Raw genomic sequence first — 26,612 nt, forward strand, 5'->3', positions numbered from 1 at the left:
AAGCGGCTCAAGCGCCGGATGACATGTCATCCGGCGTCCCCTTTTCCTGACGATCGCCGTCGCCGCTTCCGTGGTGACCGCGCATGATGCTCGATAAGAGGACCGACCCATGTTCCAGTCCTGGACCTCTCCGCTACTGCGGCGCAACGAACCGGTTCTCATCGCGGTGCTGCTGGTCGCCATCGCCGTCTTCGGCTGGATCGATCCGCGTTTTCTGTCGACCGGCAATCTTGTCAGCATCGCGCAGCAGAGTGCGGTCATCGCCCTCATCTCTTTTGCCATGACGGCCGTGATCATCGCGCGCGGCATCGATATTTCCGTCGGCAGCAACCTCGCCTGTTCCGGCATCGCCGCGGGCCTTGCCTATACGGCAACCGGCTCGGCGAGCTTGAGCCTTCTCGCCGCGATCGGTGGCGGTGCCGCGATCGGTCTGCTCAATGGAACGCTGATCGGCTTTGCCGGCATCTCCCCCTTCATCGCAACGCTCGCCACCATGGCGTTTGCGCGCGGCCTGGCGCTCAGTCTCTCCGGCGCATCCAGCATCGCGGTCGCCGATCCGGTCCTGCTTTTCGCGGGACGCGAGACGATCGGCCTGCTGCCGGTCTCCGTCATCATCGCCGCCATCTGCTTGGGCCTCTGGTGGTTCGTGCTCAATCGCACGGTGTACGGGCGCTGGATCTATGCGATCGGCGGCAATGCGGGAGCAGCGCGGGCCTCTCTGGTTCCGGTCGACCTCGTGCGCATCTCCGTCTACCTGATTGCCGGTGCGACAGCCGGGCTCGGCGCGATCCTCACCATCGGCCGCCTTGGTTCGGCACAGCCGCTTGCCGGCACCGGCCTTGAATTTACAGCCATTACAGCCGCGATCATCGGCGGCACGAAACTGTCCGGCGGCCAGGGCTCGATCTGGGGAACGGCGATCGGGGCGCTGCTGCTGGGCGTCATCAACACCGGCCTGTCCTTCCTGCAGGTGCCGCAGATCCTGATCTATTTCGTGACCGCGAGCCTCATTCTGGTGGCCGTTCTCACCAGCCAGCCGGAGAGTGTCGCCGCCCTGTTCAAGGCCGGCGGCCGCAAGTCCAGCCCGTCGCCCCGCAGCACCGCCGCAACATCGGTCGGCAAACACAGAATCGCCTTGCGCGGGCTTGGCAAGTCTTTTCCGGGCGTCAAGGCGCTCGACGGTGTCAGCTTTGCCGTCTCGGCCGGCGAGGTGGTGGGACTTGCCGGCGAGAACGGGGCCGGGAAATCGACGCTGGTGAAGTGCATTTCCGGTCTGCATCGCCCGGACGAGGGTGAGATCGTCATCGACGGCAACGCAGTCCAGTTCCACTCCCCCAGCGACGCCAAGGGCATCAGCGTCATCCATCAGCATTTCAGCCTTTCGCCGGACCTGACGGTGGCGGAGAATCTCTTCATCGGCCGCGAACCGCACACCCGCCTGGGATTTCTCGACCGGGCCCGGATGCGGCGTGATGCGAAAACCATCATGGACGAGCTGTCGCTCGATATCGACATTGGCGCTGAGCTGCGAACGCTTTCCGTCGGGCACCGGCAGATGGTGGAAATTGCCCGTGCCGTTCTGTCCGATGCCTGGTTCTTCATCATGGACGAGCCGACCAGCGCGCTCTCCAACCGCGAGCGCGACCAGCTCTACGACCTGATCGACAGGCTGAGAGCTCGCGGCGCCGGCATCCTCTACATCTCGCACAAGATGGAAGAGATCTTCAGCCAGTGCGACCGCGTCGTCGTTCTGCGTGACGGACGCTTCATCGGCGAGCGCCAGACCCGCCAGACCAACGAGGCCGAGATCGTCTCCATGATGGTCGGGCGCGATGTCGGCGACATCTTCCCCTATCTCGAAGCGCAAGTCGGCGAAACCGCGATCGAGATCAGCAACATCTCCGATGGCAAACTCTTGAAGTCGGCCACGCTCAGCGTGTGCAGGGGCGAAATCGTCGCGCTCGCCGGCCTGATGGGCAGCGGCCGCTCCGAAGTGCTCAGGTTGATTGCCGGCCTCGAACCCATGCATGGCGGCACGCTCAGAATTTTCGGCGGGCAGCAGACCGGCGGCGACACCAAGGCCGCCAATCGCGCCGGCATCGTCTACATACCGGAAGATCGGCACCTGGAAGGCTTCGTCGGCACGATGTCGATCAGGGATAACCTGTCCCTCGCCTGGATTCGCGACAACAGTCACTTCGGCCTGCTGAGACCTCGCCGCATCCTGGCTCTCGCGCGCGATCTCATCGGCTCACTTGGCGTGCGGCCGGCCCAGCCCGACAAGATGACCATCGAGCTTTCGGGCGGCAATCAACAGAAGGTCGTCATCGGCAAATGGCTTGCCACCAAGCCGAAGATCATCCTGCTCGACGAGCCGACACGCGGCGTCGACGTCGGCGCAAAGTCCGAACTCCATCACCTGATCGCAAGATTGAAGGCCGAAGGCGCGGCGATCCTCATGGTGTCGAGCGAGTTGCCCGAGGTCCTCGGCGTGGCCGACCGCATCGTCGTCATGCGCGAAGGCCACTCTGTCGGCACGCTGGCGCGTGGGGCAACGGAAGAAGACGTGATGACGCTGGCCTTCGGTGATCGCACGATCACACCACCAGCCTGCGCACCCCGGCCAGCATCCAACCTTGCACCATGCCTGTAAGGAGAAACTCTTTGAGCAAGTTGAAGATCGCCATCGTCGGTGCCGGCTACATGGGCCTCCTGCATGCGCAGGTGGTTGCCGCCAGCCCTGTCGCGGAACTGTCGGCATTCGTTGATCCGAACGCTGCCTCGGGAAGCCAGGCCGCGTCCGATTTCGGCGTCCGGCATTTTACCGATGCCGCAGCCGCGCTGACTGCCAATGCCGCCGACGCCTACATCGTGGCGGCACCCGACACGCTGCATGAAGACGTCTGCCGCACGCTGCTCGATGCCGGCAAGCCGGTGCTGCTCGAAAAACCGATGGCTCATGATCTATCCGCTGCCAAGGCGATTGCGAAAGCAGCGGAGAGAAACGGCGCGCGTCTGTTGGTCGGCCACATCCTGCGGTTCGACCCGCGCTATTGCGAGGCCGCGGCAGCGGTGAAATCCGGGCGGATCGGCGAGCCGATCCACGGCAGCAGCGGCCGTTTCACCAATCGCGAAGTCGGTCTTCGCATGAACGGAAACTCGAGCGTCTGCTTTTACCTCGGCGTGCATGACGTGGATGCGCTGCAATGGATCTCGGGTTCGGACATCATCGCCGTCTACTCCCGCCCGGTCGCCAAGCTCATGCCTTCGCTCGGGGTTCGATCCGAAGACGCGATCTTCTCCACCGTCGAGCTGTCGAACGGAATGAGCGGACAGCTCTACTTCGGCTGGACGCTGCCACCGACCGTTCCGACCGGCATCTGGGCACGCACGGAAATTATCGGCACCGAAGGCATGATCGACCTCGACGTGCGCGACCACGGTCTACGCATCCTGTCGCGTGGACAGTGGTCGCAACCCGACGCCCTGCACTGGCCAACCGTCAATGGCCGTATCACCGGGGATCTCTTCGAGGAGGTCCACCATTTCATTTCGGCGGTTCGCGACGACACCGCTTTCGTGATGCCGCTCGACGACGCCCTGCGCGCCGTCGCCGTCAACGATGCAATCCTGCGCAGCGTCAAATCAGGCCTGCGCGAACCGGTCGAAGCCTGGCACATCTAATGAGAGAATCCTCATGACCCGCCAACAGAACATCTGGTGCAGGCGCTTTCTCGATCTCTCGCCGTTGATCCTGCTGGTCATCCTGCTGGCGATCTTCGCGCTCATCGACGCCCGCATCGTTTCAACCGCCAGCCTCATCAACATCGTCGCTCAGGCGACCCCGATCGCTATCCTGGCGCTTGGCGCGCTGATCGTTCTGTTGACGGCAGGCATCGACCTGTCCGCCGGCGTCGGCGTCGCCTTCTGTGCCGTCTTCGTCGCCAGCCTGATCGACGGCGGCGCCAGCCTGCCGCTTGCCTTGCTCGTCGGCTTTGCCGTGATGGTGGTGATCGGCCTCGCGAACGGCGCCGTTATCGCACTGTTGAAGATACCGCCCTTCGTGACGACACTGGCCACAATGGTCGCGCTGCAGGGCGCAACGCTTGCCGTTGCCTCCAAAGGCGTCCTGATGCTGAAGGATCCGACGCTTCGCGCGGTCGGCATCGAGCGGAGCTTCGGCATTCCCAATGTCATCTTCGCAACGCTGCTGATCGTCGCCGTAGCAGCAATCCTGATGCGGCACAGCCGTTTCGGGCTGCGTACCTATGCGCTCGGGTCGGATGCCGGGGCCGCGGAACTTGCCGGTATCCCGGTGACGAAACACACGATCCTCGTCTATTGCGCCTCCAGTATCTTCGTCTTCCTGACGGCTGTGATCATGATCAGCCGGGTGCCTGTCGTGACGCCCAATATCGGCGGTACCTCGCTGCTTCTGGACGCGATCGCCGCTGCCGTGCTTGGCGGCACCAGTATTTTCGGCGCACGGGGAACGGTGTGGGGCGCGGTCGTCGGCGCCCTGATCGTCAGCCTGCTGACGACCGCGCTTCGGGTGTTCGGCACGGATCCCTCCAGCCTCGAACTCTACAAGGGGGCAATCATCATGGTCGCGCTGCTCGCCGATTCCGGCATGACCTACGCCAAGGCCCGGCTTGTCGAGGCAGCACGATGAGCGAGCCAGCTCCGGCCTTGCCGATCCCGCCTGGGTCCAGCTTTGCGCTGATGACCTCGCCGGATACGGAAAGACACGCGACAGCCGGCGTGCATAAACCCGTCGTCATTCTGCCGCTCGGCGCTGTCGAGCAACATGGCCCGCATCTGCCGCTCGGCGTCGATTGCTGGCTTGCGGAAGCGGTTGCGCTCGCCGCGGCGGAAGGACAGGCCTCCATCCGTGTCGCCGAACCTTTCGCCTATGGCTCGTCCGAGCATCATCGTTCCTTCTCCGGCACGATGAGCCTCAGCCCGCAGACCTTCATCGCCATTCTGGTCGATCTCTGCACCTGCCTTGCCGAAGACGGCTTCCTGCCGGTCATGCTGAACGGTCATGGTGGAAACCGCGCCGCGATCCAAGTGGCGATCACCACCCTTGGCCAGCGTGGCATCGTCACCGCGGGTTTCTCATATTTCGATCTCATCGCCGACATAGCGGCGGAGGCCCTGCCCGATGCCGCCACGGGCACCGGTCACGCTTGCGCGCTTGAAACGTCGTTGATGATGCATGTGCTTGGCGACAGCGTTCGCCGCGATCTCATCCCGCCAGGCGGCACCCCGCCATCCTGGCCGGATCCTCACCTCTACGCCGCCCCGGCCGTCACCGTCTGGCGCCGTTTCGAAGCCATCCGCGACAACGGCGTCATCGGCACGCCATCGCAGGCGAGCGCGGAGGCCGGCAGCAGACTTTTCATCGCAGCCGTGGAACGCAGCCGCGCCGCCATTTTGAACATCCAATCCGAATTCGGCCAAAGGAACGCATGATGACAGTCCATTTCAAATCTTCTCTCGAAGGCCCCAACCTGCGCGGCATGGCGATCGTCTCGGAGCCCGAAGCAGCCGCCCGAATCGGCATCAACCGCATCGGCGGCGAGTGGATTGCCGGCAGCTCGGGCAAATTCCTGAAAATCGACAGTCCTTCGACGGGCGAGCATCTCGGCTATCTCTCCCTTTCCACCCGCGCCGATGTCGGTCGCGCGGTGAAAGCCGCCGAAGACGCACGCGAGACCATGCGCAAGATGGGAACCTTCGCGCGCGCTCAGCTGTGCATGCGCATCGCCGACGCGATCGACAGGCGCGCCGAGGAGCTTGCGCGCCTGCTTTGCCTGGAACAGGGCAAGCCCTTCCACAGCGAGGCAAAGGCCGAAGCGTCGGCGGCAGCTCTCGGTTTCCGCAATGCGGCAGAGCAGATGAAGTGGCTGGAGACGGCGGCGTTTCCGCTTGCCGATGCCAACAAGCGCGCCTTCAGCTTCCTGCAGCCGAAGGGCGTCTTTGCCATCATCACGCCCTGGAATTTCCCGCTCGCCCTGCCCTGCCTCTATTATCTCGGACCGGCCATCGCAACGGGCAACACCGTCGTCTGGGTGCCGGCGCCGACGACGTCGCTGATTGCCACGGCACTTGTCGAATGCTTCATCGAGGCGGGCCTGCCGGACGGCGTCATCAATCTCGTTCTGGGTGACGGTGCGGAGGTGGGTGACGAGGCGGTCGTTCATCCGGGCACCCATGCCATCGGCTTCACCGGCAGTTCCGCCACCGGCGCGACGATCGCCCGGCGTGGCGCGGGCAAGCCGCTTCTGCTCGAAATGGGCGGCAACGGCCCGACCATCGTGCTGGCCGATGCCGACATCGACATGGCCGCCGCCCAGGTGGGGGCCGGCTGCTTCGCCAATGCCGGGCAGATCTGCACGGCCACCGAACGCGTGCTGGTGCATAAATCCGTCCATGACCGTTTCATCGAAGGTCTCGTGAAAGCGGCCGCGAAGGTGAAAATGGGCGACCCTTTCGATCCCGCGACGACGATGGGCCCGATCAACAATGCGGTGGCCGTCGACAAAGTGCTCAGCCACATCGCGGACGCCCGCGCGCGTGGCGCCGAGATCGTCACCGGCGGCAATGTGGCAGCGGGTTTTGCAACCAATCTCTATTTCGAGCCGTCGATCGTCACAGCACTGACCAGGGAAAGCCTGCTCAATGTCGAGGAATCCTTCGGGCCGATCGCACCCGTGTTGAGCTTCGAGACCGACGAGGAGGCGATGGAACTTGCCGCGTCCAGCCCCTACGGCCTGTCGGCCGCGGTCTTCACCAGCACCATCAAGAACGCCTTTGCCTTTGCTGAAAGCCTGAAGGTCGGTATCGTCAACATCAACGAGATGAGCTGCTATTGGGAGCCGCACATCCCTGCCGGCGGCGCCGCCGGGACGCAGAGCGGCCTCGGTCGCACCGGGGGTCGGCACACGTTGATGGAAATGTGCGACCTGAAGACGATTACCATGGATATCACCCGCTGACATCCACGGCCCGCGCGGGCCTGTCCTCGCGAGTGGTTTACTCGCGAGGCAGCACTCTCAGGATGGCTTCCACCTCGACCGTCATGCCGTTCGGCAGCGAGTCCATGCCGACAGCTGAACGGGAATGCCGGCCCTTGTCGCCGAGGACGGCGACGAAGATGTCCGAGCAGCCGTTGATGACCTTGGGATGATCGGCGAAGTCGGGCACCGCATTGACCATGCCGAGCACCTTGATCACCTCGACCCTGTTGAGATCGCCGACGATACGGGCCGCGACACCGAGAAGCTGCAGGCCGACGAGCCGTGCATGCTCGTAGGCATCTTCCCAGGTCACGTCCCTGCCGACCTTGCCGGTGTACCATGTGCCATCCGGACGGCTCGGTCCCTGCCCTGCGAGAAAAAGCAGGTCGTCGCACATCTTGGCCGGAATGTAGTTGCCGGCAGGAATGGGTGTCGGCGGCAAGGTGAGTCCCAGATCCTTTAGCCGCTGGTAAGCCTCCATATCGTCTTTCCTCTCTGGGGCTGTCAGATGGACCGGCGCAGCCTGTCAGCCATTTTCTCGCCAATCATGATCGAGGTGAGGTTGGTGTTTGCCTGGCAATCGAGCGGCATGATCGACGCATCGATTACCCGCAATCCTTCAAAACCGTAGACCCGGCATTCCGGATCGACCACGGCCTCGCCGGGCCTCCCCATGCAACAGCCACCGATCCCATGCTGTGCGTCGGAAGACTGCGCCAGCAGGAAATTGTCGACCTCTTCGTCGCTTGCCGTTTCGAGCCATGACAAGGGCAGATCGGAATCCCCCAGCAGAACGCGCTCGGCGATCGCCTGGATCGGCGCCTGCCGGGCAATCTCGCCAAGGTGGCGATAGGCGATACGCATGCGCTGAAGATCCATTGGATCGTCCAGCATGTTCTCTTCCACGATCGGCTGGTCGAAGGGATTGGCGGAACGCAGCTGCACGGTGCCCCGGCTCTTGGCCTCCATCAGGATCAGATTGACCATGGCCTCGCCGAACTGGGCGCTGTCGGACTCCACCCCGATACCGCCATGGTTCATGGCGACGTAGAGAATGTCGTCGCGCTCGGCACCCGGCACGCCGGAACTCATCCGCACACAGCAGTTGGTATGCCGCGCGTCGACATCGGTCGCCTTGAATTCCGGCTTCAGCTTCAGTTCGATACGGCAATAAGGATGGTCGAAGAAACCTTCGCCGACCGGCAGGTCGGCAAGCACCTCGATGTCCTTTCGATTCAAGAGAGCCGCCGGACCGATGCCCGAGCGCTGCAGGATGACCGGAGAGTGGATGGCGCCGGCCGAGAGGATGACCAGCGGCGCCTCGAATTTGCGAACCTGACCGGCCACGATGGCCAAAACGCCGATCGCTTTCTTGCCATCGAAAAGCACCTTGTCCACTGTCGCCTGCCCGATGATGGTGAGGTTCGGCCGGTCGCGGGCAGCTTCCAGATAGCCGTCATTGACCGACACGCGCTTGCCGGCTCGACTGTTGATCGGATAGGTGCAAGCCCCTTCGGCATCCGGAGCATTGAGATCGTCATGCCAGGGATGGCCGAGAGCCATCGCGCTTTGGCGCATGGCCTTGTCGACGCTCCCCCAGCTTTCGACAGGCGCGCGGTAGATCGGAATCGGGCCATCGCTGCCGTGAAAATTGGCCGCGATCGGGTCATCCTCCAGGCGGCAGAAGAAGGGCAGCACGTCGGCTCCCGACCAGCCCTTGCATCCGATTTCCTCCCAGCGATCGAATGCATGGAGCACGCCGCGAATGGCAATCTGCCCATTGACGGCCGTCGAACCGCCAAGCCCCTTGCCGCGCCAGTAGACCCGGTGTTCCTGCCGCTTCGTGCGACGAGCCATCAGGTCGGGATACATGTATTGTTGCTGAAAATGATCGGGAAGCAGCAGGTTGAAGGGATTTGGACTCGCCATTTCGGCCGGTTGCTCGCCGCTCCGGTAGTCCGGCCCCGCTTCCAGTAAAAGCACGGTCGTGGCCGCATCTTCGGTTAGCCGGGCGGCAAGAACAGCCCCGGCTGCGCCGGCTCCGACAACGATGACATCAAAGGGCATGCCGCACTCCCTGGATCCGACCAATGCACGGCTTACTCGACCGCAACATCATGTTGATTTCATTTGCACGATCATCTTCCGGCATTCAGGCTCGGCGACGGGCGCCGGAACCGACCACCTTAGCCGCCGTTGCACGACTGCAAGATCATCATGATTTGTTTTATATGTAAATATGATTTTGTATATGAACCTATCGAAGTGTTCCTTTTCACCATCTCCGTCCCCCTGCCAGCGGTTCTCACACCGTCATCGTCCATCGCCTTTTGATAGCGATCGGCTCTCGACAAAAGCGGTGTTTGACGTGCTGCCCTTCCACGTCGCCCCCAGGGAACAACTGCTTCCATGGAAAGTTAGTCCATGGCTACACCCCCGGTGAGCTTTCACGACAATCCAAGGGAGACAAATCATGGCGACTGCAAAAAGAGCGACGACAAAAGGACTGGAGGCTTTGTTCCTCGATGGGCTGAAGGACATTTACTACGCTGAAAAGAAGATACTCAAAGCCTTGCCGAAGATGGCAAAGGGCGCCGAATCCGAGGAGGTGGCCGCAGCCTTTGAGAAACATCGCATGGAAACCGAGGGCCAGGTCGATCGGCTCGAGCAAGTGTTCGAACTTATGGACAAACCGGCCCGCGGCAAGACCTGTCCGGCGATCGACGGCATTCTTGAGGAAGGGTCGGAAATCCTCGACGAATACAAGGGTGAACCCGCGCTGGATGCAGGGCTGGTCGCCGCGGCACAGGCCGTCGAACATTATGAAATCGCGCGCTATGGCACGTTGGTCGCGTGGGCTGAACAGCTTGGCAAGAGCGACGTGGTCAAGCTCCTCAACGAGACATTGAAAGAGGAGGTCGCGACGGACGAAGCGCTTTCCGGGCTGGGCGAAGGCGGTGTCAATGAGCGCGCCCTGGAGCAAGCTGCCTAACTGGGCGTCCTGACTGGGCGTCCTGACTGGGCGTCGCCCCGGCGCCAAGCCGCCGGGGCGACTTTCGCGACTTGCCGCGGCGTCGACCCACCCCGACACTTCGGGGTGGGTCTGCTGAAATCACCCGCGATCAGCGGTTTTTGTGGCTTTGTTCGCCAGCTTTCACGTGCTGTTCGTGGGTTCCACCACGCATGCCGGATCCATCGCCCTGCTGCCGTTGACCGCCACCAGCTGCCTGCTGTTGCTGACGGTTTTTATTGTCGTCGTTCTTGTGGCTCTGCTGGCCTGCCTTTACGTGCTGTTCGTGGCTACCACCTTGATTGGGCATTCTTCTTCTCCTTCACAATCCACGAGGCGACAACCGCCTCCCTTGCCTAAGAAGAGTCAGGCGCGAACGTTCCCTCACGTAATATTTTGTGAAGGACCCTGGTCAGACAAAGCCTGCAATGGATGCCAACCTCGGAGAGCAAACGCAAATCAAGAAGGCTATTCCTGGAAGTCGACAGCAAGGCGCTTGTCTTGCCTTCCCCAGGATGTCCTCAATCACGCTACTTGTCCGTTGCGTCTACGCATCAGCCGTCGAGTCGTTTCGGCAATTCGGAGACGAGCGCATCTATTGCCAGCCGTGACCGTAGCGGCAAATATCGGGTCGCCGGCCAGACAGCATAGCATTCCATCGACGCACTTGGGCGATCAGCCCACAGTGCAATGAGGGAGCCGGCAAGCAACTTGTCACGGACAAGCCAACAAGGGAGCCAAGCCAAGCCCATGCCAGCAACCGCGGCGTTCGCGATCGCCTCGAGATCATCGAACCGAAGCCGCGACGTGACCGAGACCTCGACGAGTGCGCCGCTCGTGTCAGGGAGTTGCCAGTCCTGTCCATGATCGGCGCGCCAATACAGCAACGTGTCATGATCTGCCAAATCCTCGATGACCTCAGGCGCGCCGTGAGCGGCAAGGTAGGCGGGAGCGGCGCAGAGGACCTTTGGCTGGCTGGTGAGGCGACGCGCTTGCAATCCGGCGCCATTGCCCAGAGCCCCGTTTCGAACCCCGAGATCGATACCCTCCGCGATCAGATCTACCCGCCTGTCGCTAAAACTCAGATCGAGTTCGAGCCGAGGGTGTTCGCGAGCAAAAGCAAGGAGAATGGGGGCTATGCAATAGCGGCCGAACAGCACCGGCATCGACACGCGCAACCTGCCGATGACGTCGCGCCTTCCCGATTCGAGAAGTGACTCGCCAGCCCGAAGCTCACCGATCGCACGCAGGCACCGCTCATAGTACTGCTGGCCGTCCTCCGTCAGATTTTGTGTGCGTGTCGTTCGATTGAAGAGGCGGACACCAAGGCGATCTTCCAGTCGTGCAATGGATTTCCCGACGGCAGAGCGAGTGAGCGAAAGCCGTTCAGCAGCCTTCGCGAAACCGCCAGCCTCAACGGCTTCGACGAAGACTTGCACCCCGTCAAATCTGTCGCGCATTGAGCAATGCCGCCTCAAGACGATTGTAGAGCGGTGGGAACCAAAAACGGGAAGAACTGTCGCCACTGCTGACACTCATTCTACGCTAGGAACAAACCCACGCAAACGATTTTTGGATAGTCGCGCCCGTTGCCCGGCGACTTCAGTTCGTTTGATCCGTCTTCCCAACCAGGAGCCCTACCATGAAACTGCTGTGCCTCGACATTCCCCAACCCGGCGCCACCATGGAACGGTACCAGCCGCATATGGCGGATGAAGTCCGTCACACTTGGCAGGCCTACAAGAGCGGCATCGTGCGCGACATCTATTTCCGCCAGGACCGTCCGGGCGTGGCCATCATAGCCGAATGCGACTCGATCGAAGCCGCCAGGCAGGCTCTGCGCGAATTTCCGCTGGCCAAGGCCGGACTCATTGACTGGGACGTTATTCCGCTTGGTCCTTTCCTCAATTGGGAAGCGCTGTTCGCGTCCGCGAACGCCTGAGACTTCGCGAAATCACTGAGCTGCGCCTGCCGCATTCGGCCGCCGCAGCAGCTTTCGTCCGCGCTCGATGGCGCCAGGATCGATAAGGAATACAGACAATGAAAGTGCTGGGCTATTCCGCTCCATCGGCCAGTGGGGCTCTCGAGCCTTTCGTGTTCGAGCGGCGCGCTGCGCGGCCCGACGATGTCGTGATCGACATCCTCTATTGCGGGGTCTGCCATACGGACCTGCACCTGGCGCGCAATCACTTTGGCTTCACGAGCTATCCCATCGTTCCCGGCCACGAGATCATCGGAAAGGTTCGACAGGTCGGTGAGAAGGTCAGTCGCTTCAAGGCCGGTGACATGGTCGGCGTCGGATGCCTTGTCGACTCATGCCAGCATTGCAAACCCTGCCTCAAGGGATGGGAGCAGGACTGCGCCGAAGGCGCGACCTTTACCTACGCCAGCCGCGACAGGCACGATGGCACCGTCACCCATGGCGGCTACTCCGATTCCATCGTCGTCCGTGATAGATTCGTTCTCGCTCTCCCCGATGGACTCGACCCGGCCGGGGCCGCGCCGCTCTTGTGCGCCGGCATCACCACCTGGTCGCCACTCCACCGCTGGAATGTCCGCGAAGGCAGCAAGGTCGCCGTAGTCGGCCTCGGCGGCCTTGGCCATATGGCGCTGAAGTTGGCAAAGGCGCTCGGCGCCGACGTCACGCTGTTCACCCGGTCAACCGGCAAGGATGAAGACGCCTTCCGGCTTGGTGCCGATCATGTGGTGCTGTCGAGCGATCCGGCCCAGATGGCGGCTGTCGCCGGCCGCTTCGACATGATCATCGACACCGTTCCTTACGACCACGACGTCAACCCGTATTTGCCCACGCTTGCGCTGGAGGGCGTGCTTGTCCTGATTGGCTATATGGGGCCGCTGGGCACTTCGGTAAACGCCGGCGGGGTCGTGCACGGCCGCAAGGCAATCTCGGGATCGTTCATCGGCGGCGTCGCCGAGACCCAGCAGATGCTCGATTTCTGCGGCCAGCACGGCATCGTCTCCGATGTCGAGATCATTCCAATCCAGCAGATCAATCAAGCCTATGAGCGCATGTTGAAGAGCGATGTGAAGTATCGCTTCGTCATCGACATGGCCTCGCTGAAATCATGAGGACCAGGACAATGCCAGACACTATCAAGCCCATTCTTTGCGTCGTCACCAGTCATCCGATCCGCGGCGACAGCGGCGAACCGACAGGCTTCGCCATGGTCGAGCTTACGCATCCTCTTGCGGTGTTCCGCGAGGCCGCATTCCGGTCGAGATCGCCTCGATCCGCGGTGGACATCCACCGATCGACTTCTTCGACCTCAAGGATCCGGTCAACGACCGCTTCTGGCACGACCAGGAATTCCGCGGCGCGCTCGCCCACTCGCTGATCCTGGGCGAACTCGACCCGTCACGTTATTCGGCAGTCTTCTTCGCCGGCGGCCACAGCACGATGTGGGACTTCGCCGACAACGCGGCTGTCCAGCGCACGATCCGCGAGATCTACGAAGCAGGCGGCATTGTGTCCGCCGTCTGCCATGGCCCGGCCGCGCTGGTGAACGCGACGCTCTCCGACGCCAGCTATCTCGTCGCCGGCAAGAAGCTGGCCGCCTTTACCGACGAGGAGGAAGCGGAGGTCAAGTACACGAAAGTCGTGCCTTATCTGCTAGCGACCGTGCTCAAGGAGCGAGGCGCGCTGCACCAGCCGGCGCCGAACTGGACGGAAAAGGTTGTGGTCGATGGTCGCCTGATCACAGGCCAGAATCCGGCGTCGGCGCACGGTGTCGGCCAGGCAGTCGTCGACAAGCTGACCGCAAAGTCCTGAGTGACGATATCCGGCGGTTGATCTTAAGGCGGCGTGTTCGGCAGGGCCGCTGTCAAGCCAACGAGTATGGCTGTACGGTTACGAAGGAGCAGAAATGAAGATCATCGCGATCGAAGAGCATGCCCTTCCCGATGAGGTGCAACATGCGTGGAACACCATTCCCGGCGCCGACGACGGAACACTCGGGCTCAATCCAGGGATCCTCGGCAGTCGCCTTGCCGATCTCGGCGAACAGCGGCTGGCGCTGATGGACGAAACAGGCGTCGACGTGCAGGTCCTCTCCCTGACGACGCCCGGCCTCAACAACCTCGGGCACCACGCCGTCGATCTGGCCCGCCGGGTTAACGATCTCCTGGCTGAAACCGTGGCCTCGAAGCCATCCCGCTTCCAGGCACTGGCAGTGCTGCCATCCACGAGCCCCGACGCAGCCGCGCAGGAGCTCAAGCGCTGTGTCGACGAGCTCGGCTGCAAGGGCGCCATTCTCTATGGACGCGTCCGTGAGAGGAACCTGGACCATGCGATCTTCGAGCCGACATTCGCCTGCGCGGCGGAGCTGGGCGTCCCGCTGCTGATCCATCCCCAGATTCCGCAAGCGAGCGTTCGCAACGCCTATTATGCGGGATTCAGCACACCGATCGACCTTGCCTTGTCGACCTTTGGTCTTGGATGGCACTACGAAGCCGGCATCCAGTTTGTCCGCGTCGTCCTGGCCGGGGTATTCGACCGGCACCCCAACCTCCAGATGATTCTCGGCCACTGGGGCGAAGTGGTGATCTTCTATCTCGAGCGGCTCGCGATGCTGGATCGGGTGTCGGGGTTGCAGCGGCCCTTTGTCGATTACGTCCGCAACAATCTCTATCTGACCGCCAGCGGCATGTTCAGCCCGGCCTATCTGCAGCAAGCGATCGGCGCCGTAGGTCCCGACCGCATCCTGTTTTCGACGGATTATCCCTATCAGTATCGCCCAGGAGGCGACGCGCGACGTTTCATAGAGGATCTGACGCTCGGCAGTGCCGATAAGGCCAGGTTTGCTCATGAAAACTGGGAGCGTTTGACCAGGAATTCGGGCTCGCAACCTGACGCAATTCCGTCGGGCGCATAGCCAAGCTTGCCGGTCATGGCGTGCGCACATCAAAAAGCCCGGTCGACGCACCTTTCAATTCATTGGAAGGACGCACGGTCGAACCATCCGGCCCTCAATGTGATCATCAACAATGCCGAGGTTCAGCATCGGCGCGACTTCAACAATGATCCGGAGGCCGACACTCTCGACCAGGAGGTGGCAATCAACCTCACGGCGCCGATCCATCTGGCCGTCGAACTGCTGCCAACCCTGAGGTGGCACGAGCAGGCCTACATCATCAACGTCAGCTCGGCTTGGCGTTTTCGCCAATGGCGGATGTTCCCGTCTATTGCGCCACCAAGGCCGCGATCCATTCCTTTACGCTCAGTCTGCGCCATCAATTGAGGAGGTGCTTGTCGGTATTTCGGCCGATACGCGCCGGATGGACGAAGCTTTGTTCGAGCGGATGAACAATCGCTCCTGAGCCGCCATGCTATGGGATTGCCGTCGCGGGTTGCGGCAATCCGCTCGTGGCCACGTGTCCTCGAGGTTTGTCAGCCATGCCCCCGGGCCGGATACAGACGAGTGAAAGCGCGCGCTAGGCTATTGTCCGGACGACACCACCGTCGACACGCAAGGAAGCGCCTGTCGTCGCCGACGCCTGCTCTGAGCAGACATAGACGACCAGGTTTGCGACTTCTTCGGTTGTCGCAAAGCGATTGAGGAGCGATGTCGGGCGCATCGTCTTCAAGAACTGCTGCTCGGCCGCCTGTTGCGTAATGCCTTGCTCTTTTGCGGCCGCCTTCATCCAACCGCTCATGATCTCCGAATTCGTCGGACCAGGGAGAACCGAATTGACGGTGACGCCCGTTCCGCCGACCTCCTCGGCCAGTCCCCTCGCGATGGCGAGCTGAGCGGTCTTGGTCATGGCGTAATCGATCATGTCCTTGGGGATTGCGAGCGCGGACTCGCTGCTGATGAACACGACACGCCCCCAGCCGCGCTTCGCCATGCCCGACGCATAGTGGCGGGAAGCGCGGACGCCGCTCATGACGTTGAGCTCGAAGAGGTCAATCCACTCCTTGTCGGCAATATCGAAGAACGGCTTCGGGCGCCCCGTGCCCACATTGTTGACGAGGATATCCGCATCCGGCGCCCGCGCGAACAGCTCGGCCGCGCCTTCCGGAGTGGCAAGATCGGCGACGACACCGACCAATTCGCTTTTCGGGAAAAGGGCGCGCAACTCGCGAAGCGTTGCGGCGACCCTGTCCTCGCGGCGACCGTTGATGACGACCGAGGCGCCCGCACGCGCCAACCCTTCGGCAATGGCTCGGCCAATGCCCGCCGTAGACCCGGTAACAACCGCCTTGCGTCCAGTACTATCGATATTCATGGCAGATTCCCTTTCAAGCGTTGGTAGACGCCTCATCTAGGTCATGTGAAAAACATTGATAATAATACAAATCTCCATAAGATTGATGCCGAAGGAGAATATAATGGGCCGATTTCACGAGTTGAGTGCCTTTATCGCGGTGGTCGAATCGGGCGGCTTTTCGGCCGCTGCGCGCCGGATCGGCGAGTCACAGCCCGCTGTCAGCAAGGCAATCGCCGCGCTCGAGAAACGCCTCGGCGTGGCGCTGTTCAATCGGAGCACCCGCAGCGTGACCCTGACGGATCAGGGGCAGCGATACTATGACCGGACGAAGCCGCTGGTTGATGAAATCGACGATGCCGATAGCGAACTCACGAGCAGCACGCAGACTGTTTCGGGCCTGATCAGGATCAGCGCGGCCTCCACATTTGGCCGCCTGCATATCCTGCCGCTGATACCCGAGTTGTTGTCGCTTTATCCCGGCCTTCAGGTGGATCTCGTTCTTTCGGATTTCGTGCGAGACATGGTGGAAGATCGGATCGACCTGGCGATCAGGGTGGGGCCTGTCGAAGACTCGGACGCGGTTGTCCGCCGGGTGGCGGTCACGCCCCTCGTTTGCGTCGGATCCCGTCGCTATTTCGAGAAGCATGGGATGCCGAGGTCCCCCGCAGACCTGAGTAAGCACAATTGCCTTCTATACGGTGGCCTGACGGAATTGGCGAAATGGCCGTTTACAGGCCCACACGGACGGTTCAGCGTGACCGTTCGCGGCAACTTATCGTCCAACAGCGTCGAAACGATCCGGGCTGGGGTTCTAGCCGGCGTCGGAATCGGCCTCTTCGCCAAGGTCTCGCTCGCCGATGAGCTCAATCATCCTGACGTGATCACGATACTCGACGACTTTCTCGACGACGTCAGAGACATCAGCCTCGTCTGGCCGAAGCGTCGGTTCGTGCCGGCACGCGTGCGCCGCGCGACCGACTTCTTTGCAGCAGCCGTCCCGCAGCGACTCTAGCCCAGGCCGAAGTAACGCCTATCGCCATCGGTGGGGAGCTTCGCCTGCTGCGCAAACAGTGCAAAGCTGTTGACTGACGCGCCAACTATCGGAACCAATGGGGCTTTTTTCACCTTGCAGCCGACGGTGCGCCCAAGTCGTCTCGAAAAGTACCGTCACCGGTCCGTCCGTCGATCTCGAACATCTCGATCAGGAACCCGCACCTCCGGCGCGGTTGCAACGCTAGCCCTATAAATGTCCGGGGGGCGGCTCAGCCATCCTCCCTGGCGACCAGCAGAAAAGGTTCGCGCTCCGGCGTCGTCACCGAAAAGCCCGAGGGGCCCACCGCGCTGAAAAAGCGATGGAACATGTCGATGAAGACACGCACGAAGAGTGGCTTTGCCGAACCGTACATGTCGGCGACGATCAGCGTCGGTGGCGGCAGTTCATCGAGGATTGGTCTTCGAACGATCTCCTCGCCATCGGCGGTGGCGCGACCGATCGGCCGCATGTTGAGGACGGCCATGCCGAAGCCGGATGCGACGGCCGAGCGCACCGTTTCGTAGGAGCGCGTGCGAAAGCGCACCTCCGGCCGTTTCGCCAGCACGTCGAACAGGGTCAGGAGATAGGTCGCCGTGTGCGGCAGGTCGAGCAGCACCAGCGGCCGTGCCGCCAGTTCCGCCAGCCAGATGCCGTCGCGCGCGGCAAGGGGATCGTCCGCATTGAGCACGGCATGCGCCGGTACCTTGCAGATGCGGGTGACGCTGTCGATACCGATTGGACCGATGTCGTAGAGAATGGCAAGATCGATCTGGCCAGCGACAAGCCGTTCCTGCAACTGGACTTGGTCGGCCTCGACAAGGTCGATCTCGACATCGCCGACGCTGTCGAGGTAGCTGCGCAGCATCTCCGGCATGAACAGCGCGCCGAACGGCTCGAAGCAGCCGATGCGCAGGACCTTCGGCACGCGCCCGTTGAGGTCTCCGATCGACCGGTTGAACTCCGTTTCCGCCGCCAGCATGATGCGGGCGGCGGCGACGAAGCGTTGGCCGGCCGGCGTGATGGAGACGCCGCGCGCCGGCCGCCTGTCGAAAATGCGCGCCCCCATCCCGGCCTCGGCCAGAGTGATCGCCGCGAGGATGGAGGATTGCGAGATGTAGAGCGATCTGGAGGCCGCCAGCACGCTGCCAAGGCGGGCGACTTCGCAGACATAGCGCAACTGCCGGATAGTCAGGTTCATGGCTCTTTGTTACATTAAATAGCGAATATTCCCCACAACAATACATTTTATGGTGATGAAGAAACCCGCCAGATTGGCAGGGCTGACAAGGCTGCCGGAAGAGCGGCCATGGAGTGAGGGGTTCGAACTGCATGCCGAATGGGCTGTCTCCCATTGCCGACGCCGATGAGCTGTGCCGCCTGGGTGCCGCAGAGCTTAACGCTGCCTACGGCGCTGGATCGCTGTCGCCCGTCGAGGTGACGCTGGCGGCTGTGGCTCGCGCCGAAGCGATCAATCCGCTTTTCAACGCCTTCACCTCGATCGACCGCAAGGGTGCGATCGAGGCCGCAGGTGCTTCCGAGAAACGCTGGCGGGCAGGCGAGCCGCTGTCGGCGGCCGACGGCATACCGACGACGCTGAAGGACATCGTCTGGGTCGACGGCTGGAGCGTGCGTTACGGCAGCAGGACGACGACTCCCGCCGCCTATGACCAGGATGCTCCCGCCGTTGCCCTGCTGCGCAGAGCGGGCGCCGTCTTCATCGGGCAGACGACGACGCCCGAATTCGGCTGGAAGGCGATTACCGACAGCGGCCTCTGCGGCATCACGCGCAATCCCTGGAATGCGCAAAAGACCCCCGGCGGTTCCTCCGGCGGAGCGGCGGTGGCCGCCGCCACCGGCGCCGGCGTCTTCCATCTCGGTACCGATGGCGGCGGCTCGATCCGCATTCCGGCCTCGTTCACCGGCATCGCCGGATTGAAGCCGACCTTCGGCCGCGTGCCGGCCTATCCGTCCAGCGCGTTCGGAACCGTCGCCCATATCGGACCGATGGCGCGGACAGCACTCGATCTTTCCGTCATGGCCGACGCCATGTCCGGCCGCGATATCAGCGACTGGCAGCAAGGCGTGGGAACGCTGGTGCCGCTTGGCCGGATCGAAGAAATTTTGCGGGGCGCTCGGATCGGCTACTGGTCGAAGCCGCCTTCAGGAGTCCTGGATTCCGGGATCGCCGCCGCCGTCTCCCACGCCTTGACGTATTTCGATGCCTTCGGCGCAACGGTCGAGCCGATTGATCTTCCCGGTGGCGATCTCCTCGATCTTTTCCAGCATCATTGGTTCACCGGCGCCGCTGCGCGGCTGGCGCTGGTTCCGCCGAGCGAACGGGCGGGCATCGATCCGGGTTTCCTGGAGATCGCGCAGGCTGGGGCGGCGTTCAACGTCCAGACGCTCGTCGCCGCGCAGCTGGAGCGCGCCGAATTCGGCGCCGCCATGGACCGGCTGCTGGACGACTATGATTTCATCGTTTCGCCGGGGACATCGATTCCAGCCTTCGACGTTGGCCTTGAAGTGCCCCCGGGCAGCGGCCTTTCGCGATGGATCGAATGGGCGGCGTTCAGCTACCCGATCAATCTCAGCCAGCAACCGGCCTGCGTCATCCCTTGCGGCATGACCGAGGCGGGCCTGCCCGTCGGCTTCCAGATCATCGGCGCGCGCGGCGACGATGCACGCGTGCTTTCGGCGGCAGCCGACCTGGAAGCCGCTTTCGTGCCCATGACCCACGCGTTTCGCCAGAAAGATCTGGTGTGAAAGATTTCGCATGAAGAAAAGACTCTAACCAACGCCAAAAAAGGGGAACTTGCCATGATGAACAGACGTGCAATGCTGCAGGGCGTGGTCGGCGCGGGTGCGGCCGGTGCCGCGCTTCTTGCCGACATGAACACTGCGGCGATCGCCCAGGACGCCAAGCCCATTCCGGTCGGCTCGGCCCTGCCGATGTCCGGCATTGCCGCCGCCGACGGCATCGAGTTCAAGAACGGTCTCGAACTTGCCGCCGAGGAGATCAATGCGGCGGGCGGCATTCTCGGCCGGCCTGTCGAGATCCACATCGAAGACACCAAGGAAATGGGCGCCGACCTCGTCAGCCAGTCGATGCAGCGCCTGATCGACCGCTTCGAGGCGCCGGTCATCATCAATGGCTACAATCTCGGCACCAACATGATCGAGATGGACGTCGCCGCCGACAACGACGTCATCATGATGCACTACAACACGCTGATTTCGCACAATGAGAAGTTCAAGACCGACCCTGCCCGCTACTACAGCTCCTTCCAGGGCGATCCGCCGGAGTTCTGGTATGGACCGGGCTGCCTGAACTTCCTCAAGATGCTTGCCGCGGACGGCAAATGGAAGGCGCCCAACAAGAAGATCGCCATCATCCCGTCGGCCAACGAATATTCGATCGTCATCGCCAACGCGATCCGCGACAAGGCCGCCGAATACGGCTTCGAGGTTAGCCTGTTCGAGACCGTTCCGTTCCCGACCAACCAATGGGGACCGACGCTGGCGAAACTTCGCCAGGACCCGCCGGCAGCGATCCTGGTCACGCACTTCCTGCCGCAGGACCTGGCGCAGTTCATGGTCCAGTTCCTCGCCGAGCCGATCAACAGCCTGATCTACATGCAATACGGACCATCGCTGCCGGCTTTCCGCGAGATCGGCGGCGAGGCGATCAACGGCGTCGTCTATTCCACGGTGATCGGCTGCCTGCCGGACGATTTCTCCAAGCCGTTCCGCGAGAGCTACCGGGCCAAATTCGGTCCGAACTCGGCCTACATCACGGGATCGCAGACCTATGACGGCCTGTGGATGTGGGCGCTTGCCGCAGCAGTCGCCGGTGGTCCAGGCGAACCGATGAACAAGGCGCAGACCACCAATGTGGCCAATGCAATGAAGCGCCTGGTCTATCGCGGGGTCAACGGCACCTACCGGGCCGATCCGGCCGGCCAATCGGCCTTCTGCTATCCGACGCAGGTGGCCGATCCGTCGCTTGGCATGCCGCACCAGTTCCTGCAGCATCAGGATTACAAGACCGATCCGAAGCTGATCGCGCCGGCGCTCTATGCCACGGACAGCTTCATCCTGCCGCCATGGATCAAGTGACCGGACGCGGAAATGAAACCAACGACACCGGCCGGGCCCTTTGCCCGACCGGCTCCATTGGGTGAGAAATATGACTGAGGCCGCCGGTCCGATGCTGGTTTGTGACACTGTGGTCAAACGGTTCGGCTCGCTGGCCGCCGTCGACGGCGTGTCGATGGTGGTCAATGCGGGCGAGATCGTCGGCATTGGTGGGCCAAACGGCGCGGGCAAGACGACCTTCTTCGACGTGGTGACGGGGATCACGCCGACCAGTGGCGGCCGGGTGCATTTCGGCGACACCGACATTTCGGCGCTTCCGGCCGACCGCATCTGCCAACTCGGCATCGCCCGCACCTTCCAGCTCAATGCCGCCTTCGACAGCTTGACCGTTCGCGAAAACATCCAGATCGCCGCCTATTTCGGCCGGCAGCGGCGAAGGCTGGCCGGCTTCCGCCTCGGCGAGGATGTCCGGCAGGCAACGATCGAAGCGCTGGACTTCGTCGGGCTTGCGGCCAAGGCCGACGAGACCGTGGCGCGGCTGCCGGTGCTCGACCGCAAGCTGCTGATGATTGCCGGCGCCATCGCCACCCGGCCGAAAATGCTCTTCCTCGACGAGCCGGTGGGCGGGCTCAACGTCGCCGAGATCGACCAGATCATGGCGATGGTGCTGAAACTGCGCGACCAGGGACTGACCATCGTCCTGATCGAGCACGTCATGCGCTTTCTCCTGGCGCTCTCCAGCCGTGTGATCATCATGCACCATGGCAAGGTGATATTCGAAGGCCGGCCCGACAAGGTCGCCGAGGACCAGACCGTCGTCGAAACCTATCTCGGCCAGGGCACGCAGAAACGGCTGAAGAAATTCTTCGACGAGCAAGCCGCCGCGACGAATCCGGCGGTGGGGGGGACGCCATGACGGCAGCCGCAAAACCACCTGTCCTGCAACTCGACGGCATCGTCTGCGGCTATGACGGGCTCGACGTGCTCAAGGGCATTTCGCTGACCGTTCATGCCGGTGAATTCGTCACCGTCGTCGGCCCGAACGGCCATGGCAAGTCGACATTGCTCAAGACCATTTCCGGCCTGGTGCCGCTGCGCGGCGGTCAGATCAGCATCGACGGCCGGCGCTTGTCCGGCAAGCCGCATGAGACGGCGATGCTGGGAGTCGCCCACGTGCCGCAGGGCGATATGCTGTTCGCGCAGATGAGCGTGCTCGAAAACCTTTTGATGGGCGGCTATCTCGCGCCGGACAAGGCCGAGATCGCGCGTCGGCTGGAAGAGGTCTACGCGCTTCTGCCGAAGCTTGCCGACCGTCGCGACCAGATCGCCTCGAGCCTGTCGGGCGGCGAACGGCGCATGGTCGGCATCGGCCGCGGCCTGATGATGGGCGGGCGCATCCTTTTGATCGACGAGCCGTCGCTTGGCCTCGCGCCACTGATCATCGATCAGGTCTACGGCGTCATTTCGCAACTGAGCAAGGCTGGACGCACGATCCTGCTGGTGGAGGAGAACCCGGCCCGGGTCGAGGATCTCGCCGACGGCCTGCATCTGCTCGACGACGGCGCCATCGTCTGGTCGGGCAAGCCCGCCGAACTGATGGCGCGCGACGAACTCCTCGCAACCTATCTCGGAGGCTGACGCCATGACCGACGTTCTCATGGCCATTCTCGTCGCCGGCTTCACCTCGGGCGCGCTCTATGCGCTGGCGACGGTCGGGCTGTCGCTGGTCTGGGGTTCGATGGGCATGCTCAACATGGCCCATGCGGCGATGCTGACGCTTGGCGGCTACGTCGCCTTTACGGTGATCACCTCGCTCGGCCTGCCGGTCGCGGTCGGTTTCGCCGGTGCCATCGTCGCGGGCGCTTTGGCCGGCGCCATCCTCTATTTCGCGATCGTTCGCAATCTCCTGCAGAACGACAAATCGACATTCGAAGCCAACGTCATGATCGCCACGGTCGGCATCGGCATCGCCCTCGAGAATGCCATCCTCCTGACCTATGGCGGGCAGCCGCTGAAGCAGCCGGTTTCGATCGCCGGTGCCTTACGCCTGGGGCCGCTGACGCTGCCCTGGCAGAACCTTCTGATCATCGCGGTGGTGGTCGTCATGATGGTGGTCGTCTCGGCGGCGCTCGGCCGCACGCGGATGGGCCGTGCGATCCGGGCGACGGCGCAGAACCGCGACGCGGCGCAGCTCATGGGCGTCGCCGTCAACCGCGTCTACCTGCAGGTGCTGATGCTGTCGGGCGCGCTCGCCGGCATCTGCGGCGTCATGGTCTCGTCGATGACGCAATTGTCGCCGCCACTCGGCAACGACCCGATGCTGAAGGCCTTCATCATGTGCGTGGTCGCCGGTCTCGGCAATCTGCCGGGCGCCATTGCAGCAGCACTTGGGCTGGCGTTGCTCGAATCCTTCGTCCAGTACGCCTTGGGCGCCAGGTGGGGCTTTCCATCGCTGCTGTTCGTCGTCATTGCCGTGCTGATCTGGCGGCCGTCCGGCCTTTTCGGCCACGCCGAAATCCGGCGCATGTGAGGGTCATCATGACAGAGACACGTCCCCTGCCCCGTTCCTCCATGTCCCGCTCGGCCAGGACTGATCTTGCCATCAGCCTGATGCTGATCGCGGCGGCGATCGCGCTGCCGTTCCTGGTCGACAGCCGCTACATCCTTGGCCAGATCGTGCTGGCGCTGTTCTATGCGACGATCGCCTCGCAGTGGAACCTCCTGTTCGGCTTCTCGGGCATCTTCTCGCTGGCGCAAATGGCGATCTTTGCCTTCGGCGGCTATGCGACGGCGATGCTCTGCTTCTATTTCGGCTGGAACGTCTGGGCAGCACTTGTGCCTGGCGCGCTGGGCGCCGTGTTGTTCTCGCTGATCGTCGGCCTCGCCTGCCTTCGCTTGACCGGCGTCTATGTGGCGCTGCTGACGCTGGCGATCGCCCAGACGATGTATCTGCTGATCGTCACCGACACCGAATGTTTCGTCATGGTCGGCTCCGTCTGCCGCCAGTTCACCGGCGGCGCCGTCGGCTTTGCCCGCTTCGGCGACCTCGGCACCAGGGCCTTGCTCCGGGCGCAGTGGCTGGTCGGCAATTACGCCATCAGCGCGGTGCTGTTCGCGCTCACCATGGTCTTCACCTACGCGATCGTCAAAAGCCCGATCGGCCTTGCCTTCCGGGCGCTGAAGGACAATCCGGGCTATGCGGTGGCCCGCGGCGTCAATCGCTTCCAGGCGCAGCTTCTGGTGTTCGGCATCTCCGCCTTCTTCACCGGGCTGGCCGGCGGTTTCTATGCCGCGCATTTCCAGGCGATCGGCCCCGGTGTGCTGTCGATGTCGCAACTCATGTTCATCATCGCCATCGTCGTGGTCGGCGGCGTCGGCACGTTCTGGGGACCGCTGGTCGGAACGGTGGTGCTGGTGCTGGCCGACGAATTGATGCGAGAGAGCGGCGAGTTCCGCACGCTCGGGCTCGGCCTGATCATCGCCCTGTCGGTGGTGCTGATGCCCAAGGGGCTGGTCGGCCGTTTTGGCGATCTCGTCGACTGGCTCGCGCGCCGTCGCGCCAGCCCAGACAGCAAGCCAGCAGTAACCAACATTGTGCAAAGCCCGACCCCGGCCGGAAAGTGAGAGACTGACGATGTTCGATACGATCATAGTGGGCGCCGGCTCGGCCGGCTGCGTGCTGGCAAACCGGCTCAGCGCCGATCCAGCCCGCAAGGTGCTGCTGCTGGAGGCCGGGCGCGAGGCGCCGCTCGCCTCGGACGTGCCGTCGGACTGGCCGACCATGTTCAACACGGAAGTCGACTGGGGTTACTACACCGAGCCGCAGGCCGGCTGCCGCGGCAGGCGGGTGTTCTGGCCGCGCGGCAAGATGATCGGCGGCTCCGGCGCGCTGAACGCCATGATCTATATTCGCGGCCTGCCGTCCGACTATGATGGCTGGGCGACGATGGGCTGCCCCGGCTGGGCGTGGGCTGACGTGCTGCCGGTGTTCAAGGCCAGTGAAAGCAATGCCGAACTCGGCAACGACCCGCTGCACGGCGCCGACGGGCCGCTGCATATCGGCAATGTCGGACATGTCGATCCCAACGAGCTTGCCTGGATCGAGGCCTGCAAGGCCGCAGGTTACAAGCAGAACCGCGATTTCAACGGCGTCGAGCAGGAAGGCGTCGGCTTGTTCCAGTTCACCATCAAGAATGGCGAACGCTGGGGCACCGGCAAGGCCTATCTGCGCCCGGCGCGAGAACGACCCAACCTGACCGTGAAAACCGGTGTGCTGGCGACGGGCCTGATCGTCGAGAAGGGCCGGGTCAAGGGCATCCGCTATCTCGTCAATGGCGAACCTGAGACCGCTTTCGCCGACAGCGAGGTGGTGCTGTCCTCGGGCTCGATCGGCAGTTGCCAGTTGATGCTGCTTTCGGGTATCGGGCCGGCCAACGAACTCGCCCAGGTCGGCGTTGCTCCCGTGCACGACCTGCCGGGCGTGGGCAAGGATCTGCAGGACCACATCAACATTCCGATCACCTTTTATACCAAGGACAAGATCGGCGTCGGCGCCTGGACCGACGAGACGCTGCAGCGCGACTTCGCGGAATGGCAGACATCGCGCAGCGGCCCGCGTTCCTCACCCTGGGTGGCGGCGGGCGGCTTCGTCAAGAGCCGGCCCGATACCGAGCCGGACCTGCAGCTTTACGGCGCCATCAGCCCGCATCGCGATTATGTTCGGTTCCTCTCCTCCCGACCCGGCATCACGCTGCACACCACGCTGCAGCGACCAGACAGCCGCGGCGAGATACGCCTGCGCTCGGCCAATCCGATCGAATATCCGGCGATCGACCCACGTTACTTCATCAGCGACGAGGATGGCTCGGACATCGCCACGCTGGTCGAAGGCATCCGCATCAGCCGGCGCATCGCGGCGCAGTCGCCGCTTGCCGAAATGCTCGTCGGCGAAATCACGCCGAGCGCCGAATGCGAGAGCGACGCCGAGATCGCCGACTACATACGCGGCCACTGCACGACGCTTTATCACCCGACCAGCACCTGCCGCATGGGTTCAGATGCGATGGCCGTCGTCGACCCCACGTCGATGAAGGTTCATGGGCTGGACGGGCTTTGCATCGCCGACGCCTCGGTCTTTCCGAAAATGGTGTCGGGCAACACCAACGCGCCGACGATCATGATCGCTGAACGCGCCGCGTCAATGATCCTGGCGGGATGAGGCACG

Annotated in this window: 24 protein-coding genes and 1 pseudogene; 19 read left to right on the forward strand and 6 right to left on the reverse strand. The window is 62.9% G+C overall.

Annotated features, from left to right (window positions below; translation table 11 throughout):
- The first annotated feature begins 109 nt into the window (after nucleotides 1–109).
- Genes EN943_RS00765 through EN943_RS00785 form a run of 5 tightly spaced genes read left to right on the forward strand, consistent with a single transcriptional unit; the run spans nucleotide 110 to nucleotide 7,001 of the window.
- Nucleotides 110–2,653 (forward strand): ATP-binding cassette domain-containing protein, encoded by a 2,544-nt coding sequence (locus tag EN943_RS00765; protein WP_127411108.1) that lies wholly within the window; start codon nucleotides 110–112, stop codon nucleotides 2,651–2,653.
- A gap of 11 nt (nucleotides 2,654–2,664) precedes the next feature.
- Complete coding sequence (locus EN943_RS00770) at nucleotides 2,665–3,684, forward strand: Gfo/Idh/MocA family oxidoreductase (RefSeq protein ID WP_127411109.1); 1,020 nt, start codon at nucleotides 2,665–2,667, stop codon at nucleotides 3,682–3,684.
- A 13-nt stretch (nucleotides 3,685–3,697) separates the two neighbouring features.
- Nucleotides 3,698–4,672, forward strand: a complete 975-nt coding sequence (locus EN943_RS00775) for an ABC transporter permease (protein WP_127411110.1) — start codon at nucleotides 3,698–3,700, stop codon at nucleotides 4,670–4,672.
- Nucleotides 4,669–5,475 (forward strand): creatininase family protein, encoded by an 807-nt coding sequence (locus EN943_RS00780; RefSeq protein ID WP_127411111.1) that lies wholly within the window; start codon nucleotides 4,669–4,671, stop codon nucleotides 5,473–5,475. Before EN943_RS00775 ends, EN943_RS00780 begins: the two co-directional genes overlap by 4 nt.
- Nucleotides 5,475–7,001 carry an aldehyde dehydrogenase family protein gene (locus tag EN943_RS00785; protein ID WP_127411112.1) on the forward strand — a complete coding sequence of 509 codons (1,527 nt, stop codon included), beginning with the start codon at nucleotides 5,475–5,477 and terminating at the stop codon, nucleotides 6,999–7,001. Before EN943_RS00780 ends, EN943_RS00785 begins: the two co-directional genes overlap by 1 nt.
- A gap of 37 nt (nucleotides 7,002–7,038) precedes the next feature.
- Here the strand turns inward: EN943_RS00785 and EN943_RS00790 are convergent, their stop codons facing one another.
- Entirely contained in the window at nucleotides 7,039–7,503 is a 465-nt protein-coding gene (locus tag EN943_RS00790) for a RidA family protein (protein WP_127411113.1), read from the reverse strand.
- Nucleotides 7,504–7,526: 23 nt separating this feature from the next.
- Nucleotides 7,527–9,089, reverse strand: coding sequence for a GMC family oxidoreductase N-terminal domain-containing protein (locus EN943_RS00795; protein ID WP_127411114.1), 1,563 nt, complete (start codon nucleotides 9,087–9,089; stop codon nucleotides 7,527–7,529).
- A 406-nt stretch (nucleotides 9,090–9,495) separates the two neighbouring features.
- Here EN943_RS00795 and EN943_RS00800 point away from each other — a divergent pair, with 406 nt between their 5' ends.
- Complete coding sequence (locus EN943_RS00800) at nucleotides 9,496–10,014, forward strand: ferritin-like domain-containing protein (protein ID WP_127411115.1); 519 nt, start codon at nucleotides 9,496–9,498, stop codon at nucleotides 10,012–10,014.
- Between the two features lie 130 nt (nucleotides 10,015–10,144).
- Here EN943_RS00800 and EN943_RS00805 read toward each other — a convergent pair whose 3' ends face one another.
- Nucleotides 10,145–10,342 carry a hypothetical protein gene (locus tag EN943_RS00805; RefSeq protein WP_127411116.1) on the reverse strand — a complete coding sequence of 66 codons (198 nt, stop codon included), beginning with the start codon at nucleotides 10,340–10,342 and terminating at the stop codon, nucleotides 10,145–10,147.
- Between the two features lie 244 nt (nucleotides 10,343–10,586).
- The gene (locus tag EN943_RS00810; RefSeq protein WP_127411117.1) at nucleotides 10,587–11,492 is read right to left on the reverse strand and encodes a LysR family transcriptional regulator; all 906 of its coding nucleotides are present in this window, start codon (nucleotides 11,490–11,492) and stop codon (nucleotides 10,587–10,589) included.
- 182 nt (nucleotides 11,493–11,674) lie between these two features.
- Between EN943_RS00810 and EN943_RS00815 the strand changes: the two genes are divergently transcribed.
- The 5 genes and pseudogenes from EN943_RS00815 to EN943_RS00835 all read left to right on the forward strand — a co-directional run bounded on the left by EN943_RS00815 (nucleotide 11,675) and on the right by EN943_RS00835 (nucleotide 15,290).
- Nucleotides 11,675–11,974: a superoxide dismutase gene (locus EN943_RS00815; protein ID WP_127411118.1), complete on the forward strand. Its 300-nt coding sequence runs from the start codon at nucleotides 11,675–11,677 to the stop codon at nucleotides 11,972–11,974.
- Nucleotides 11,975–12,072: 98 nt separating this feature from the next.
- Nucleotides 12,073–13,122: an NAD(P)-dependent alcohol dehydrogenase gene (locus tag EN943_RS00820; protein ID WP_127411119.1), complete on the forward strand. Its 1,050-nt coding sequence runs from the start codon at nucleotides 12,073–12,075 to the stop codon at nucleotides 13,120–13,122.
- Nucleotides 13,123–13,133: 11 nt separating this feature from the next.
- Nucleotides 13,134–13,822: pseudogene (locus tag EN943_RS00825) on the forward strand (type 1 glutamine amidotransferase domain-containing protein).
- Between the two features lie 94 nt (nucleotides 13,823–13,916).
- Entirely contained in the window at nucleotides 13,917–14,924 is a 1,008-nt protein-coding gene (locus EN943_RS00830; protein ID WP_127411120.1) for an amidohydrolase family protein, read from the forward strand.
- 15 nt (nucleotides 14,925–14,939) lie between these two features.
- Entirely contained in the window at nucleotides 14,940–15,290 is a 351-nt protein-coding gene (locus EN943_RS00835) for an SDR family NAD(P)-dependent oxidoreductase (RefSeq protein WP_245475552.1), read from the forward strand.
- A gap of 193 nt (nucleotides 15,291–15,483) precedes the next feature.
- Here the strand turns inward: EN943_RS00835 and EN943_RS00840 are convergent, their stop codons facing one another.
- The gene (locus tag EN943_RS00840; RefSeq protein ID WP_127411121.1) at nucleotides 15,484–16,278 is read right to left on the reverse strand and encodes an SDR family oxidoreductase; all 795 of its coding nucleotides are present in this window, start codon (nucleotides 16,276–16,278) and stop codon (nucleotides 15,484–15,486) included.
- 103 nt (nucleotides 16,279–16,381) lie between these two features.
- On the opposite strand from EN943_RS00840, the gene EN943_RS00845 reads away from it, so the two are divergent.
- Nucleotides 16,382–17,272: a LysR family transcriptional regulator gene (locus tag EN943_RS00845; protein WP_127411122.1), complete on the forward strand. Its 891-nt coding sequence runs from the start codon at nucleotides 16,382–16,384 to the stop codon at nucleotides 17,270–17,272.
- Between the two features lie 250 nt (nucleotides 17,273–17,522).
- Here EN943_RS00845 and EN943_RS00850 read toward each other — a convergent pair whose 3' ends face one another.
- Nucleotides 17,523–18,491 carry a LysR family transcriptional regulator gene (locus EN943_RS00850; protein WP_127411123.1) on the reverse strand — a complete coding sequence of 323 codons (969 nt, stop codon included), beginning with the start codon at nucleotides 18,489–18,491 and terminating at the stop codon, nucleotides 17,523–17,525.
- Nucleotides 18,492–18,622: 131 nt separating this feature from the next.
- Between EN943_RS00850 and EN943_RS00855 the strand changes: the two genes are divergently transcribed.
- From EN943_RS00855 to EN943_RS00885, 7 genes are all read left to right on the forward strand, one after another.
- Complete coding sequence (locus EN943_RS00855) at nucleotides 18,623–20,056, forward strand: amidase (protein WP_127411124.1); 1,434 nt, start codon at nucleotides 18,623–18,625, stop codon at nucleotides 20,054–20,056.
- 54 nt (nucleotides 20,057–20,110) lie between these two features.
- Nucleotides 20,111–21,409, forward strand: coding sequence for an ABC transporter substrate-binding protein (locus tag EN943_RS00860; protein WP_127411125.1), 1,299 nt, complete (start codon nucleotides 20,111–20,113; stop codon nucleotides 21,407–21,409).
- Nucleotides 21,410–21,479: 70 nt separating this feature from the next.
- Nucleotides 21,480–22,304: an ABC transporter ATP-binding protein gene (locus EN943_RS00865; RefSeq protein WP_127411126.1), complete on the forward strand. Its 825-nt coding sequence runs from the start codon at nucleotides 21,480–21,482 to the stop codon at nucleotides 22,302–22,304.
- Complete coding sequence (locus EN943_RS00870) at nucleotides 22,301–23,026, forward strand: ABC transporter ATP-binding protein (RefSeq protein WP_127411127.1); 726 nt, start codon at nucleotides 22,301–22,303, stop codon at nucleotides 23,024–23,026. The genes EN943_RS00865 and EN943_RS00870 overlap by 4 nt, the downstream gene beginning before the upstream one ends.
- A 4-nt stretch (nucleotides 23,027–23,030) precedes the next feature.
- Entirely contained in the window at nucleotides 23,031–23,918 is an 888-nt protein-coding gene (locus tag EN943_RS00875) for a branched-chain amino acid ABC transporter permease (protein WP_127411128.1), read from the forward strand.
- 8 nt (nucleotides 23,919–23,926) lie between these two features.
- Nucleotides 23,927–25,012, forward strand: a complete 1,086-nt coding sequence (locus EN943_RS00880; protein ID WP_127411129.1) for a branched-chain amino acid ABC transporter permease — start codon at nucleotides 23,927–23,929, stop codon at nucleotides 25,010–25,012.
- Between the two features lie 10 nt (nucleotides 25,013–25,022).
- Nucleotides 25,023–26,606, forward strand: coding sequence for a GMC family oxidoreductase N-terminal domain-containing protein (locus tag EN943_RS00885; protein WP_127411130.1), 1,584 nt, complete (start codon nucleotides 25,023–25,025; stop codon nucleotides 26,604–26,606).
- Nucleotides 26,607–26,612 lie beyond the last annotated feature (6 nt).

This window comes from Mesorhizobium sp. M7A.F.Ca.US.006.01.1.1 (genome assembly GCF_003997935.1).
Lineage (GTDB): Bacteria > Pseudomonadota > Alphaproteobacteria > Rhizobiales > Rhizobiaceae > Mesorhizobium.